Here is a 15330-nt window from a genome sequence, read left to right on the forward strand (position 1 = left end):
CCGGGGGCCGTCCCCTGACGATCAGAACCCTTTGCCCAGGAACTGATCGACATTGCTGGAATCTACCTGGTGGGTGGGCAGCACGATCTCCTTGTCGAGCTTCTCGCCCTTGGCGATCTTGTAGCCATATTGGACGCCTTCTGGCGCCACGAAGTGATAGGTGAAGGTGGCGACCATCTTGCCGGACTTGATTGCGTCGTAGGCGGCGTTCTCGCCGTCGATTCCGACGACCAAAACGCCCTTCTGCCTGTTGGCGGCCTCAAGCGCGGTCACCGCACCCAGCGCCATGTCGTCATTATGGGCATAGACGAGCTGGATCTCGCCGTCCTTGAAGCGCTGCAGCGTGTCCTCCATGAACTTGATCGCGGGCTCGCGCACATAATTGGCGACTTGGCTAGCGACGATCTTCACATCCGGGCATTCCTTGCCGATCGTCTCGACGAAGAGATCATGCCGGTCGACGGTAGCCGAGGCGCCGGCCGTGCCCTGAATCTCCACCACATTGCCCTTGCCGCCCAGCGCCTTGCACACATAGCTGCCGGCCGACTTGCCGATCAGCTTGTTGTCGGCGCCGATATGCAGGGTAACGTCGGTATTGACCTTGCGGTCGAGCGTCACCACCGGAATGCCGGCATCCATCGCCTGCTTCACGACGGGTGTCAGCGCGTCGGCGGTGACCGGGCTGATGATCAGCGTTTGAATTCCCTGGGCGAGCAGGCTCTCGACATCGGCCACCTGCTTCGAGGCGTTGTTCTCACCATTGGTGACGATGAGCTCGACATCGGGCAGATTGGCTTCCGCATATTTGCGGTTGCCTTCCACCATGTTGACGCGCCACGAGCTTTCCATCGTGCCTTGCGAGAAGCCGATCTTCAGCTTGTCGCCACTCGCCTGCGCTGTGGCGCCGACGCCTAAGGCCAAGGCGGCCGTGAAGAACATTGCGCTTTTTCTTAAGGCTCTCTGCATGACTACCTCCCGTTCATCGCCCCGGCAGGCAGGATTGCCCGCCGATGGTCGTTCATCCGCGGTTAGATCACGATCACTTCAGGTCGGTTCGACCTGAAGTGATAAACGTGATCGTCCCCAAATTACAGCGCGTGATCGGACGGAAAACCGGTATCCGCTTTTCCTGATCACGCGCTATGGCGCGGAAGCTTTTCGTCTCCGGATGATCTCGAACAGCACCGCGGCGACGATGATGGCGCCCTTGACGATCTGCTGGGTGAAGGGCGAGACGCCGAACAGATTGAGGATATTGGCGAGCACCGCGACGATCGCCGCCCCCAGTATGGTGCCACTGATGCGGCCTTCGCCACCGAACAGGCTGGTGCCGCCGATGACGGTGATAGCGATGGCCTCGAGCTCGAGGCCGGTGCCGGCGACCGGTTCGCCGACGGTGAGGCGCGAGATGAAAATTAGGGCCGTGAGGCCGGAGAGAAAGCCGCTGATCAGATAGACCATGAAGATGGTGCGCTTGACGTCGATGCCGGCGAGGCGCGCCGCTTCCGGATTGCTGCCGACCGCATAGATGTTGCGGCCGAAGGCGGTGAGGCGCAGGATTCCCGCCGCGAGTGACGCGACCACGGCGAAGACCCAGACCGGCACCGGCAGGCCGAGCAGATGGCCCTGACCCAGCCAGGCGAACTGATCGGCGACGGCGCGGAAATGGATCGGATGGCCATCGGAAATGGTCATGGCGAGGCCGCGCCCCATCACCATCGTGCCGAGCGTCATGATGAAGGGCGGGATGCCGCCGAGCGTGATGCCGGCGCCATTGGCGGCCCCCATAGCCGAGCCGATGGCGAGACCGGCGACGATGACGAGCGGAATGGGCACCGCGGCATCGAGCAGCATCGCCGCCGTCACCGCGACGACGGCAACGATCGAGCCGACCGAGAGATCGATGCCGGCGGTGAGGATGACGAAGGTCATGCCGACCGAGACGATGCCGAACAGCGCCACCTGGCGCAGCACATTGATGAGATTGAACGGGTTGAGGAAGGCGTCCGACACCAAAGCCGCGACGGCGCACATGATGACGAGCACCCAGATCAGGCCTGAGGCGCGCAAGGCGCCGAGGCGTCTAAGCTGGGTGACGCCGAAAGCGGTCAAGCTGGGGGCCGCCTGCCGCCGGTCGAGCTTCTCGTCGATCATGCCGCCGCTCCTTCCGCGTGCCGCCGGTCGAGACCAAGGGCGGCGCGCATCAGAACTTCTTCGTTGGCTTCGGCGCGGTCGAACCGTCCGGCCACCCGGCCCTCGCGCATCACGATGATGCGGTCGCTCAAGCCCAGTATCTCAGGAAGCTCGGAGGAGACCATGACGATGGCGACGCCCTCTTCGTCGGCGAGCTTCGCCATCAATTGATAAAGCTCGCGCTTGGCGCCAACATCGACGCCGCGCGTCGGCTCGTCGATCAGAAGCACGCGGCATCTGGCATTGAGGCTGCGCGCGATCAGGCATTTCTGCTGATTGCCACCGGAAAGCTGGCTGATCTTTTCCGCCGGTCCCCTGGTGCGGATACGCAGGCGGTCGATCAGCGTCCGCACCGCCATCTCTTCCTGGCGCCGGTTCAGAATTCCCCGGCGCCTGATCCGCGCCAGCCCGGAAATGCTGATATTGAAGGCGACGTCCTGCGGCAGGAAGCAGCCTTCCGATTTGCGGTCTTCGGGCAAGAGGCACAGACCACGCGCGATCGCCTGCTTCGGGCTCGTCGGTCGCTTTCCGTCCAGGAGCGTGAAGGACGAGGCCTCGACACGGTCGGCGCCGGCGAGACCCCGCAGGAGTTCGGAGCGGCCGGAGCCCGCGAGACCGCATATGCCCAGAATCTCGCCGGCCCGTACATCGATGCCGACATCCCGCAAGGCCGTTCCGCGCGTGAGTCCCTGGGCTGCGAGCGCCACCGGCCCCGGCCGGCGCCGGCGTTCAGGATAGATGTCCTCGATCTTGCGGCCGACCATCATGCTGACGAGGCTTTGATTGTCGAGCGAAGCCGTGGCGCCGCCACCGACGACACGCCCGTCGCGCAGCACGGTGACCCGATCGCAGATCGCGAAGACCTCGGACAGGCGATGCGAGATATAGATGAAGCTGACACCGTTGCGCGCGAGCTTGCGGATGATCTCGAACAGCTTCTCGAGCTCGGCCGCACCCAAGACCGCCGAGGGCTCGTCCAGCACCACGAGGCGCGCATGGCGCGACAGAGCACCGGCGATCTCGGTCATCTGGCGTTGCGCGACGCTCAAGGCGCCGGTGCTCGTCTTGGGATCGAGATTGAAGCCGAGGCGCGTCAGCACCTCGCGGCTCGCCCGCCAGGTTCCCGGCCAGTCGATGAGGCCGGCGCGGGTCTTCGGCATCCGCCCGAGCCAGATATTCTCGGCCACGCTCAGATGCGGCGCCAGCATCGTTTCCTGATAGATGACGGCGACGCCGCGCTCCAGCATCTGCAGCGGCGTCGGCCGGTCGACCTTCTCGCCGGCGATGGTGATCTCGCCTTGATCCGCATGATGGGCGCCTGAGAGAATCTTGATGAGGGTGGATTTGCCCGCGCCGTTCTCGCCGACAAGGCCCAGCACCTCGCCTTGATCGACGTCGAGATCGACATTTTCGAGCGCCACGACGCCCGGAAAGCTCTTGCAGACCCCGCGCATGGAGAGCACCAGCGCCGCGCCGGCTACGTTTTGCGCCTGCGATCCCTGTGCCACCTACTGCCGAGCTCCCATCTTCACCCGCCGCCACTTTATTTTATCATATTATCAGATAATATGCTGAAGATTGTCAAGCGGCCTCCGTCTTCCCGAGCAGGAACTCCGAATGGCCCAAGAGATGTCGAGACTCACTTTCGGGCAAGGCCCGAAGCGCAATCTCTTCGCCCATGTGGTGGAAAGCATCGGCCTGCGCATCATCAGGGGCGAGCTCAGTCCCTCGCTGCCTTTTCCCAAGGAGGCCGATCTCGGCACCGAATTCGGCGCCAGCCGCTCCGTCATCCGCGAGGCGGTGAAGTCGCTGGCGGCGCGCGGCCTCATCACCTCACAGACACGCACCGGCATCCGCGTGCTCGAACCGATCAACTGGAACCTGCTCGATGCCGAAGTGCTGAACTGGCGCTACAGCGTCATGCCGCCTGACCAGTTCTATGGCGAGCTGTTCGAGATCCGTCGGCTGATCGAGCCCGAGGCGGCGCGCCTCGCCGCGTTGCGTGGCAGTGCGACGGAGATCGCCGCGATAGTCTCGGCCTTCGCCGCCATGAGCGAGGCGTCACGCGCCGAGCGGTCAGGCGTCGCGGCCGATCTTGCCTTCCACCGCGCCATCCTCGCGGCGGCTCACAATGCCCTGCTTCTGCAGATGGGCAATCTGATCGCCGTCGGCCTCGATATCGCGCATCGCCTGTCGAGCGAATCCTTCGTCGTCTTCCTCCCGATGCACAAGGCGGTCCTCGATGCGATCCTGGCGCGCGACGGCGAGAAAGGTGAAGCCGCCATGCGCCATCTTCTCTCGGAAACGCAGGAATTCATGAGCCGCCTGATCAGGGCTTGAGCAGCATTTCCGCGAGCCTGACCCAATAGCTGACGCCGACGGGGATCGCTTCGTCATTAAAGTCGTATTCGGGGTTGTGGCACCAGGCGGTATCGCCATTGCCGATGAAGATCATCGCCCCCGGCCGCGCCTCCAGCATGAAGGCGAAATCCTCTGCCCCCATGATCGGCTTCGCCTCCGTCTCGATCGAGCCCTCTCCCATGACGTCGCGCGCCGCGGCGATCGCGATCTGTGTTTCCGCCTCGTGATTGACGGTGACCGGATATTTGCGGACATAGTCGAGGCTCGCCGCGCCGCCCAGGGCTTTCGCGACACCTTCAACCGTCGCGCGGATGCGCGTCTCGGCCGCCTCGCGCACATCCTTGGACAGCGTGCGCACCGTGCCGGCGAGCTCAGCCGACGGCGGGATCACATTCATGGCGTCGCCGGCATGGAACTTGGTGATCGACACGACGAGCGCATCGACGGGATCGGTATTGCGCGCCACTATTCCCTGCAGCGCCGAGATGATCTGGGCGCCGATGAAGATGGGATCGATCGTCTGATGCGGCATGGCGGCATGGCCGCCGCGCCCGGTGACAGTGATGGTGATCTCGTCATAGGCGGCCATGAAGGAGCCGGCGCGGATGCTGAACCGCCCGACCGGAACACCCGGCTCGTTATGAAGGCCGAAAACCTGGCGGATGGCGAAGCGCTCCATCATGCCGTCCTCCACCATTTCGCGCCCGCCGCCGCCACCTTCCTCGGCCGGCTGGAAGATGACCGCCACGCTGCCCTTGAAATTGCGCGTCTCGCAGAGATGGCGGGCGGCGCCGAGCAGCATGGCGGTGTGTCCGTCATGGCCGCAGGCATGCATACGGCCCGGCACCTGGGATGCATAGGGAAGCCCGGTCGCCTCGGTGATCGGCAGCGCGTCCATATCCGCCCTGAGCCCGATCGCCGGCCCCTCGCCATGCCGGCCGCGGATGAGACCGACGATCCCGGTGCGGCCGATGCCGGTCACCACCTCGTCGCAGCCGAAGGCTGTGAGCTTCTCGGCGACGAATTTCGCCGTCTCATGCACGTCGAACAGGAGCTCCGGCCGGCTGTGCAGGCTGCGCCGCCAGGCGGCGATTTCAGGCTGGGTTTCGGAAGCTGTGTTGAGAAGAGGCATGGGGGCGACCGCCGCGAAGGAGATTGGAGGGACCGCAGGTTTAGCGCGCCTCCCGGCCAAGGGGAATTCCTTTGATCCGGCTTGCCAAACGAGCCCGGGAATACCGGGCATCGCCATGGCGTAAGAATAAAAGGCGCGGGGATTCAACGGAAAGGGAGAATCCGAATGCATAAGCTCGTTATCTGCACACTTGCTCTGGCCTCGCTGCTGCCGGCGTCGGCGGCTTTCGCGGCGGGCATGCTCACCGATTCCAAGGGCATGACCCTTTACACTTACGACAAGGACAAAGGTCACATGTCGTCCTGCTATGGCGAATGCGCCAAGCATTGGCCGCCCTATGCCGTTCACAAGGGCGATAAAATGGGCAAGGACTGGACCAAGTCGAAGCGCAAGGACGGCGCCATGCAATGGGCCTATGATGGACATCCGCTCTATTATTATGCGGACGACAAGAAGGCTGGCGACGCCATGGGCGACGGCAAGGGTGGCGTCTGGCATGTCGTGAAGGAATAGACATCCTTCAGATTCCTACCCTCACCCTGAGGCGCCCGCCGTAGGCGGGCCTCGAAGGGCGGCAAGCCTGTGTACCTGGATCATGCTTCGAGGCTCCCCCGGCTCAAGGCCGGGGTCGCGCCTCAGCATGAGGGTGTGTTGTCGTCTAAAATAATCGCGTATTAATGAGTTCAGCCGCCTTTTCGGCGATCATCACCACGGGCGCATGGGTATTGCCTGAGACGATGGTGGGCATGATCGAGGCGTCGACGACGCGCAAGGCGGCGATGCCATGAACGCAGAGTGAAGGATCGACCACGCTGTGCCGGTCGGTCCCCATCTTTGCTGTCCCGACGGGATGGAAGATGGTCGTCGCGATGTCGCCCGCCGCCCGCGCCAGCTCCTCCGGCGTCTGGATTTCCGTGCCCGGCTTGAACTCCACCGGCCGGTAGGCGGCCAGACGTTTCGTCTGCATCAGGCGACGCGCGATGGCGATCGACTGCGCCGCCACCTCACGGTCGCCCGCGGTCGACAGATAATTTGGCGCGATCTCGGGATGGGCTTTGGGATCACCTGAAACGATCCGCACATGTCCACGCGATTCGGGACGCAGATTGCACACCGACACGGTGATCGCCGGAAAGGAATGCAAGGGCTCGCCGAAGCGCTCTAGCGACAAGGGCTGGACGTGGAACTCGATATTGGGCGTGGCGAAGCGCTGATCGGAGCGCATGAAGATGCCGAGCTGGCTCGGCGCCATCGCCATCGGGCCTGTGCGTCTGAGCGCATATTCGAGCGCGATGCCGAGCTTGCCCCGAAGCTTCGCCTGTCTTTCATTCAAGGTGGCGGCACCGGATATCCTGAAGGCGGTGCGGATCTGCAGATGGTCCTGCAGATTTTCGCCCACGCCCGGAAGCTCATACAGCACCGGGATGCCGTGGCGGGCGAGCAGCGCCGAAGGTCCTATCCCTGACAATTGCAGAAGCTGCGGAGAGCCGATAGCGCCGGCCGACAGGATGAGCTCTTTGCCGACATCGAGCCTGACGCTTTCGCCCTTCAACCTGAGCTCCAGCCCCTTGGCGCGCCTGCCGTCGAACAGGATGCGCTCGGCCTGGGCATGGCTGAGCACGGTGAGGTTGGCGCGATGCCGCACGGGTGCGAGAAAGGCGCGCACCGAATTGAACCTGAAGCCGGCCTTCTGATTGACCTCGAAATAGGACGAGCCCAAATTGTCGCCGCCGTTGAAGTCATCGATCTTCGGCACACCCAGCTCTTCCGCAGCTTCACGCACCGCATCGAGGATCGGCCAGGAGAGTCTCTGCCGCTCGACCCTGAGCTCGCCGTCCTGGCCGTGATAGGGTTCGCCCAGAGCGTGATGGCGTTCCGACTTACGGAACAGCGGCAGCACGCTCTCCCAGCCCCAGCCGGGATTGCCGAGCTGCTGCCAGTGATCATAATCGGCGGCCTGGCCGCGCATATAGATCATGCCGTTGATCGATGAGCAGCCGCCCATCACCTTGCCGCGCGGATAAGCGAGCGAGCGTCCGTTGAGTCCGGCTTCCGCCACCGTGCTGTAGCCCCAGTCGGTGCGCGGATTGCCCATGCAATAGAGATAGCCGATGGGAATGTGAATCCAGTGGTAGTTGTCGGAGCCGCCGGCTTCGATGAGCAGCACGCGGTTGCCGGAGCGGGCGCTCAGGCGATTGGCGAGCACACAGCCTGCCGATCCGGCGCCGACGATCACATAGTCCCAGCTCCCGAGATGGCGGCGCGTCGTCACATATTCTCCGATCGATCGGCGTTCCGGCTTTCCGGCCTGATCATGATGGAGCTTATAGCGCGTCGCGGCGACCTCGCCAGCCTCCTCTGCGTTCCCCTTCTCCCGCGCGGCACGCGTGGGAGAAGGGGCCCGATAGGGCGGATGAGGGCTCGTTGACGAGAGCTGCGGACCTGTCCTAAGAGCCCTCACCCGGCCTTCGGCCACTTGGAGATTAATTGAGTAAGATAGCGATCAATCACGCGATGCCGGTCGCGAAAGAACATCCTTCAGCACATGCGCGTGATTTTGCGTGATGTTCGCCGCCGCATAGAGGAGCGTCGCCTTGTGGCCGGCGATCCTGGCGCGCAAGTCGGCGAGCTCCGCCTCATGTGTCGCGAGCTCGGCTAAATAGCGTGTCTTGAATTCGCTCCAGCGGCTCGGATCATGATGAAACCACTGGCGCAGCGCCGTGGAAGGCGCCACGTCCTTGGCCCAGAAATCGAGCGCCGCCTTCTCCTTGGAGATGCCGCGCGGCCAGATGCGATCGACCAGAATGCGCAGGCCGTCGCCGCGCGCCGGCGCATCATAGATCCGCTTCACCTCAATCGCCGGCATTGATCGTCTCCACCGATCGCGACCACTTCAGGCGGGTACCCGGTTTTCCTGATCACGCGCCAGTGAGAGGCAAGTATAGGCTCACACGCGCCAGAAGGCCACGCGCTCCTACCCGGAGAATTTCAGGCCGGTATTGGTGATGACGACGAGGTCGCAGGAGGTAATCTAGGGCGGGACTATTTGATCTTGTTATAGGCCCCGGTAAAGCCCGACAGCGACATTGGCAGCACGACCGGCTTCTTGTTCAGATTCTGAAACGTCAGGTTGAGCTTGCCGCCATTGAACATGGCCTTGAGCATAACGTCGGGAATCGGAAAACCGACGAAGCAGCCACTATTATTGCAGGTCTGAAACGGGAAGTTTTCCGACAGATCGCCGTCGACATCGACCGACAGGCCGGCCGGCAGGAACAGACCGAGCGGCACCTGCACCATGGTGACCGGTTTCTTGGTGTCTTGCGGCACGCGGATGGTGATCTGGGCGATCGCCTGGCCGGTCTCGCTCGCGACGGCGCGCTGCTCCATCGCGCAGTCCTGCGCCTGGCCGCGGGCGGGCGAGGAGCAATTGGTCGCCCAGGCCTCGCGCGGTGCCGCATTCTGCTTCGGCTGCTCCGGGTTGGTCGTCTCCTGCGATGCGGCGGCAAGCGCGCCTGTCGCGAGAATCCCTGCCGCTACCAGGCCCATGCCGAACAAACGCGCCAACTGTCCCATCGAACTCCCCCTTTAGACTCAAAGCATCGCGGCGCGCATATGAACCCGTTTGGGGAGCTGACGCAACGGTGATCTCAGCGCGCATCCCGGCGACGTGGAATCACGTCGCCGGGATACGCACTATAGGCCCCGCAAGGGCGACACGGCATTGGCATGCGCATCGAAGCCCTCATAGCGGGCGAAGCGGTGCGTGTGGGGCGCCATCTCACGATAGCCACCTTGCGTGACATGGCCGATCGAGGCGCTCTTCATAAAATCATGAACGCCCAGCGGTGAGCTGTAGCGCGCCGCCCCGCCGGTGGGCAGAACCGCATTCGGCCCCATCAGGTAATTGGCGATCGAACCCGGCGCATATTCGCCGAGCAGGATCTCGGAGGCATTGCGGATATGGGCCAGATGCTCGAAGGGTGTCTTGGACAGGATCTGCAGGTGCTCGGGCGCATAGTCGTTGATGAACCCATAGGCCTCCGCGGCCGAGGCGGCGAGAACGATGCCGCCGCGCGTGCCGCCCAGCACGGTTCCCGCATAGCCGACGCGAAGCGCGCTCATCTCGCGCCAGAATTCGGGAAGGGCCGCGAGCGCCTTCTCCGCCACCCGGCGCGACGCGGTAACGAGAAAGGCTGAGCTATCGGGTCCGTGCTCGGCCTCGATCAGGAGATCGAGGGCGGCGATGCGCGGATCCGCCGTGTCGTCGGCGAACACGATCACTTCGCTGGGGCCGGCCGCAACGCGCGAACCGATCAGGCCCTGCAGCTGCCGCTTGGCCGCGACCACCCAGGGGCTTCCCGGACCTTCGAACTTGCAGCAGCGCGGCACCGTTTCAGTGCCGTAGGCCGCCGCCGCCACCGCCACGGCGCCGCCCGCCTTGTAGACGCGCGTGATGCCTGAGAGCTTCGCCGCCACCAGCGTCGCCGCGTCGACCTTGCCGTCGGGCCCGGCCGGCGTCAGCAGGATCGGCAGAGGCACGCCCGCCACCACGGCGGGGATGGCGGTCATCAGGGTCATCGAGGGGAAGGAGCCTTTGCCGCGGGGCGCATAGACGGCCACACTGTCGATGGGCGTATAGCGCTCGCCCACCAGCACACCGGGACGGATCTCCTTCATCCACATCTCGCCCGGCAGCTGTGCCTCGTGATAGCGCCGGATATTGTCGGCGGCGTAGTCGAGCGTTTTGATCATGTCGGGATCGAGCGCCGCGAAAGCCTCGTCGAAATCGGCCTCGCTCGCGGCAATGCCGCTCGCATCGATCTCGGCGCGGTCATACATCTTTGCGTAGCGCACCAGCGCGGCATCGCCTTCCCGCCTTACCGCCTCGATGATCGGCCTGACGCCCTCGAGAAACGGGTCGAGATCGACATCGACACGCAACAATAGCTTCTGGCGCTCGGCCGAAGACAGTTTCGCAAGCTCGTGCAGAGCGACTTTCGGTACTTCAGACATAATGATTCTCTTATTTCCGTTCGAGCGCCATGACCTTCAGCGTCTCCTCGCGGATATCGGCGAGGATCTCGCGCTTGTAGACGGTGAATTGCGCGTCGGTGACGATCTCGAAGTTGCGCGGCCGCGGCAATTTGATGGCGAGGTCCTTCTTCACCTTGCCGGGCCGGCTCGCCAGCACGATGACCCGGTCGGCGAGGAAGATCGCCTCATCGACGTCATGGGTGACGAACAGCACCGTGACCTTGTGGTCTTCCCAGACTTTCAGCAGCAGCTCCTGCATCATGCCGCGCGTCTGTGCGTCAAGGGCGCCGAAGGGCTCGTCCATCAGCAGGATCGAGGGCTTGTAGACAAGGGCGCGGGCGATGGCGACGCGCGGGCGCATGCCGCCCGACAGCTGCTGCGGATAGGCGTTCTCGAAGCCTGAAAGTCCGACCGCCTGGATGAAATGGCTGACGAGCTCGTCCTTCTCAGGCCTGCCGAGCGCGCTCTTCTCGAGCGCGAAACGGATATTGCCCTTGACCGTCATCCATTCGAACAGACTGTAGGACTGAAAGACGAAGCCGCGATTGCGCCCGGGGCCCAGAACCCTTTCGCCGTCGATGCGGATCTCGCCCGATGACGGCTCGTCGAGCCCGCCCACGATATTGAGGAGCGTCGACTTCCCGCAGCCCGAGGTGCCGACGATGGAGACGAATTCGTTCTCTTTGATGGCGAGATCGACACGCCCGATGGCGGTGACGGGAGAACCGTCGACCTGGAAGATTTTACCGACGCCGTCTATGGCGACTTTGGTTTTCACGGGAGGGCTCATCTTGACTGATTGTTCCAGCGGAACAGCACGCGACCGGACTTCTTGAAGAGATAATCGGTAAGAAGTCCCATGATGCCGATGAACAGAGTGCCAAACAGGATCGTGTCGGTGGCGAGATAGCGCTGCGCGTCCATGATGCGCCGCCCCAGGCCTTCGCTCGCCGCAACGAGCTCGGCGACCACGAGAAAAGTCCAGGTCCAGCCGATGGTGATGCGGAACGTGTCCCAGATGCCAGGCAAGGCGGCCGGCAGGATGATGCGATAGAGGATCTCGAAATTGCTGAAGCCCAGTGTCTGGCCGGCGCGGATCAGATTGCGATCGATGTTCTTCACATTGTCCATGATCATCAGGGACTGCTGGAAGAAGGTGGCGAGGAACAGGATGAGGACCTTCTGCAGGTCGCCGATGCCGGCCCACAGGATGGACAGCGGGATCAGCGCCACGACCGGCATGTAGCGCACCGTCGAGATCAGCGGCTCGAGCGCGCTTTCGATGATGCGGAAATTACCCATGAGAATGCCGACCGGCACGGCGACGATGGTGGCGGCGGACCAGCCGATGAGGATGCGATAGATGCTGACGGAGGCGTCCGATACGAGGATCCCTTCCGAAAGCTGGCGCCAGCCTTCTTCAAGCACGGCCCCCGGGCTCGGCAGGAACAGCGGCTTGACCACGCCTAAGCTGGTGATCAGCCACCACAGGAACAGAAGCGTCACCGGCACGACGAAGCCCGCGGCGGAGGAGATGCCCGCCGGGATCTCCTGCCTGAGGCGGAACAGCCGCCCGATGCCTTGGCGCTGCTGGTGCGCCGCCTGAGTCTGGGACATGTCGTCCTCCATCACTTTGTACTAGTCACGCATCGTACCGACGCTCTTTAGCTATCCCCTCTCCCCCAGCGGGGGAGAGGGTAAGAGCGCGTTACTTCGCCGCGACCGCGTTGAGGTCGTCGAGCATCAGGAGGTCGTCCGCCGTCGGGATCTTGGTGATCTCCTTCGGATTGGTCGTCTTCATGATTTCGCCGATCTCCTGGATCGTGGCCTGGAAGTCGCCCTTCAGGAACTCCATGTTCTCCGCGACATTGTAGAAGCGCACGCCTTTGAAGGCCGGCTCGAACTCCTCCATCGGGCTGCCGACCGCCTTGGCGATGATCTCACCGCCCTCCTTCGGGTTGGCGCGGATGAAGTTGATCGCCTCGTCCCAGGCGCGGATCATGCCCTGCACGTCCTTCGAGTTTGCCTTGATCCAGGTCGAGTTGGCGGTCAGCATGTCGCTGATGAGGCCGGGCTTCTTCGCCGAGGTGAAGATGACCTTGTAGGACGCGTCCTGGGCGAGCGCCGTCGAGACATAGGGTTCATAGGTGACGGCGGCATCGACCCGGCCGGCGATCAGAGCGAGCCCCGCTTCGGAAGCGCCCATCGGCACATGCTCGATATCGGCGAGCGACATGCCGTTCTCCTTGAGCGCGTAGTTGATCAGGAGAGCGCTGGTGGTACCGGCCTCGAAAGCGACCTTCTTGCCTTTGAGCTCCGGCACGGTGGTGATCGCGGTGCCCGTGACGATGGCATCCGCCTCGAAGGACAGATCCATCACCAGGAAGCCCTTCTGGTCGACGCCCTGATTGAAATTGGTGATGAGGCCGTTGGTGGCGGCGGCGATGACATGGAGATTGCCGCTGGCGAGTGCCGCGGTCATGTCCTGGTCCCAGTTGAAGGTCGTGAGCTGCACTTCGACGCCATGCTTGGCGAAGAAGCCTTTCTGCTCGGCCACCCAGAGCGGGCCATAACCGAGCCAGGGCTGCAGCCCGATCTTGACCGGCTCGGCCACCGCCGTCGTGATCGACGCCGCCAAAAGCGCGACCGCCAGTCCTAGTTTCTTCAGCATTCCGGGATCTCCTCTTTAGTTATTCCGGTTTTGGCTGCGAAAGGAATTGCAAGAGATTGAGCGTGATGCGGCCGACATCGTTCATGCCGCCGGGTTCGGGCAAGGCGCCGCACCAGGCGACCGAGCTCGCCGAGAAGATGAGGCCACTTTTGGATAGAAAGCGCAGGGTCATTTCGGCGACGCGCCGTCCGCGCATCTCCGCCTCGCCGCCCTCATACCAGCGCGTCGGATCGTGGAAAAAGCTCTCCGGAAAGCCGTCGGCCCGCGCTACCACGATCGTCCCGGGCGCGGTGCCGAGATGCGGATCGGTGGCGTCGATTTCGTAGCCCGCGGCACCTCCGAGGACGATTCCTTCGTCGCCGAACGTGTCGTTCTCGACGCCCTCGAACAGCCATGCGCATTCATCGCTATGGCTCTCGGGCGTGCGCGTGAAAGGGCGCGCGCCGTCGAAGCCCATCAATGAGATGGCCCCGCCGATGAGCGAGAATTCGCCGCGCCCGCGCGAGCGCAAGTAACCGCCGGGCTCGTTGGTCAGCGCCAGCGACTGCTCGGCGAGTTTTCCATCCCAGGTGCGACCCGCTTCCGTCGGACCGCGGCGCAGTTCGAGCAGATCATCGCGGAAAGCAACCGTGCCGGCGAAGCCGTTGCCGCCCAGATAGGCGAGCGATCCGCCTTCGGCCGCGAAGCGCCGCAACGCCGATTCCATCCGGACCGAGATATATTCGGGATGGCTGCCGGTCACGACGGTGCGATAATTCCGCAGCGCCTCGATACCGTGGCGGTCGAGATCAAAATCGGTGATCAGGTCGAAGGCGATGCCATTGGCGTGGCAGAAGCGCAGGAGATGCAAATCGACAGGAAGATTGTGGGGCGCGCCGCACAGCGGATAGAGATAGTCGCTGCGCAGGGTGGCCTTTGGCTTGCGCCAGGAACAGATCGACACGCCGGAGCGGTCGCCGTGATAGTCGTAGAGCGACCTCAGATTGTTGGCGACGGCGAAAGCGTGGCCGCGATCGTCGCATTTCCATTCATAAAGATGCCGCGGCAGATATTCGTCCGCATAAGCGAGATAGGTGGCGGTCGGCACCAGGAAGACGATCGGCGCCTGCGGCGCGGATGAGGTGACGAAGAAGACGATCTCTTCGCTGCCGCCTTCATAGTCGACATCAAAGGCATAAATACCAGGAGCGGCGTCCGCGGGCACTGAAAGGCGATAGGACGCGGGCCAGGCGAGCCGCGCCATATCGTCGTCATGGCAGTGAACGGCGTCGTAATGCGACGGCACCAGGCGCGGCTCGAAGCTCGACCCGTCCCAGCGCGGCGACGTGATGCAGAAGGCCGGCAAATTGACCGAGTCGAGCTTCAGCCCGTTCGTAGACAGGATCGGCCCGTCCGGTAGAAGTGTCGGAAAGATCCAGGCGACCGGCGGTTGAGGCGTCGCGAGCGTGAGCCGGGCGAATTTCGCGTTGAGCGTTCGGGCGTCGGCGGCGCCACTGCTGCCGAGGCGCAGATCACCGCTGGGTGCCCGCCAGGCGACATCGGCGACATGGTGATGATACGTGAAAGGCGCCAGAGGGTCATGGCCGCGGATGGAGAGCGAGAGTCCCTGGCCCTCCTGTCTCAGGACGACGCTCAGCCAGATTTGCGATGGTACCGGCACCGAATCGATCAGCGTGACGCCGTCCCGCACCAGCGAAACGACTTGATTCTCGAGGCCCAGATGGAAGGCATCACACGCCGCGATGGTGCGCGGACCTTCGTTACGGGTCAGAAAGAGTTCGAAGTCGAGACCGGTGATGGTGCCGGCCTGGCCGATCTCGGCGGCCGCGATATGCAGATAAGATCCCTGCTCGAAGGCCTGCTGCCGAGGCGATTCCCCAATGGGTTCAACGGCCCAATCCATTCGTTCCGGAAGCGGAATATCGAGCCGGCGGAC

General features: G+C 63.5%; 14 protein-coding genes. 2 read left to right on the forward strand and 12 right to left on the reverse strand.

Going from position 1 to position 15330, the window contains the following annotated elements; translation table 11 throughout:
* Positions 1 to 21 precede the first annotated feature (21 nt).
* From G5V57_RS08760 to G5V57_RS08770, 3 genes are all read right to left on the reverse strand, one after another.
* Positions 22 to 966, reverse strand: coding sequence for a substrate-binding domain-containing protein (locus tag G5V57_RS08760; protein WP_165167136.1), 945 nt, complete (start codon positions 964 to 966; stop codon positions 22 to 24).
* Between the two features lie 174 nt (positions 967 to 1140).
* Positions 1141 to 2154, reverse strand: coding sequence for an ABC transporter permease (locus tag G5V57_RS08765; protein WP_165167137.1), 1014 nt, complete (start codon positions 2152 to 2154; stop codon positions 1141 to 1143).
* Positions 2151 to 3701, reverse strand: a complete 1551-nt coding sequence (locus G5V57_RS08770; RefSeq protein ID WP_246737575.1) for a sugar ABC transporter ATP-binding protein — start codon at positions 3699 to 3701, stop codon at positions 2151 to 2153. Before G5V57_RS08770 ends, G5V57_RS08765 begins: the two co-directional genes overlap by 4 nt.
* Before the next feature lie 109 nt (positions 3702 to 3810).
* On the opposite strand from G5V57_RS08770, the gene G5V57_RS08775 reads away from it, so the two are divergent.
* Positions 3811 to 4533 (forward strand): FadR/GntR family transcriptional regulator, encoded by a 723-nt coding sequence (locus G5V57_RS08775; protein WP_165167138.1) that lies wholly within the window; start codon positions 3811 to 3813, stop codon positions 4531 to 4533.
* On the opposite strand, the gene G5V57_RS08780 is transcribed toward G5V57_RS08775, so the two are convergent.
* Positions 4523 to 5686, reverse strand: coding sequence for a M20 aminoacylase family protein (locus tag G5V57_RS08780; protein WP_165167139.1), 1164 nt, complete (start codon positions 5684 to 5686; stop codon positions 4523 to 4525). The two genes, G5V57_RS08775 and G5V57_RS08780, sit on opposite strands and share 11 nt — an antisense overlap.
* Positions 5687 to 5851: 165 nt before the next feature.
* Here G5V57_RS08780 and G5V57_RS08785 point away from each other — a divergent pair, with 165 nt between their 5' ends.
* The gene (locus G5V57_RS08785; RefSeq protein ID WP_165167140.1) at positions 5852 to 6199 is read left to right on the forward strand and encodes a hypothetical protein; all 348 of its coding nucleotides are present in this window, start codon (positions 5852 to 5854) and stop codon (positions 6197 to 6199) included.
* A 145-nt stretch (positions 6200 to 6344) separates the two neighbouring features.
* On the opposite strand, the gene G5V57_RS08790 is transcribed toward G5V57_RS08785, so the two are convergent.
* The 8 genes from G5V57_RS08790 to G5V57_RS08825 form a co-directional block, all read right to left on the reverse strand.
* The gene (locus tag G5V57_RS08790; RefSeq protein ID WP_165167141.1) at positions 6345 to 7958 is read right to left on the reverse strand and encodes a GMC family oxidoreductase; all 1614 of its coding nucleotides are present in this window, start codon (positions 7956 to 7958) and stop codon (positions 6345 to 6347) included.
* Between the two features lie 231 nt (positions 7959 to 8189).
* Positions 8190 to 8552, reverse strand: a complete 363-nt coding sequence (locus G5V57_RS08795; RefSeq protein WP_165167142.1) for a DUF488 domain-containing protein — start codon at positions 8550 to 8552, stop codon at positions 8190 to 8192.
* 176 nt (positions 8553 to 8728) lie between these two features.
* Positions 8729 to 9262, reverse strand: a complete 534-nt coding sequence (locus G5V57_RS08800; protein WP_165167143.1) for an invasion associated locus B family protein — start codon at positions 9260 to 9262, stop codon at positions 8729 to 8731.
* Positions 9263 to 9382: 120 nt separating this feature from the next.
* A complete protein-coding gene (gene hisD / locus G5V57_RS08805; protein ID WP_165167144.1) occupies positions 9383 to 10702 on the reverse strand; it encodes a histidinol dehydrogenase in 1320 nt (439 codons plus the stop codon).
* 10 nt (positions 10703 to 10712) lie between these two features.
* The gene (locus G5V57_RS08810) at positions 10713 to 11501 is read right to left on the reverse strand and encodes an ABC transporter ATP-binding protein (protein ID WP_165167145.1); all 789 of its coding nucleotides are present in this window, start codon (positions 11499 to 11501) and stop codon (positions 10713 to 10715) included.
* Positions 11502 to 11509: 8 nt separating this feature from the next.
* Complete coding sequence (locus G5V57_RS08815; protein WP_165167146.1) at positions 11510 to 12340, reverse strand: ABC transporter permease; 831 nt, start codon at positions 12338 to 12340, stop codon at positions 11510 to 11512.
* Between the two features lie 91 nt (positions 12341 to 12431).
* The gene (locus G5V57_RS08820) at positions 12432 to 13394 is read right to left on the reverse strand and encodes an ABC transporter substrate-binding protein (RefSeq protein WP_165167147.1); all 963 of its coding nucleotides are present in this window, start codon (positions 13392 to 13394) and stop codon (positions 12432 to 12434) included.
* 19 nt (positions 13395 to 13413) lie between these two features.
* On the reverse strand, positions 13414 to 15297 hold the full coding sequence (locus tag G5V57_RS08825; RefSeq protein ID WP_246737576.1) for a N,N-dimethylformamidase beta subunit family domain-containing protein: 1884 nt from the start codon (positions 15295 to 15297) through the stop codon (positions 13414 to 13416).
* Positions 15298 to 15330 lie beyond the last annotated feature (33 nt).

The sequence above is a fragment of the Nordella sp. HKS 07 genome, assembly GCF_011046735.1.
GTDB lineage: Bacteria > Pseudomonadota > Alphaproteobacteria > Rhizobiales > Aestuariivirgaceae > Taklimakanibacter.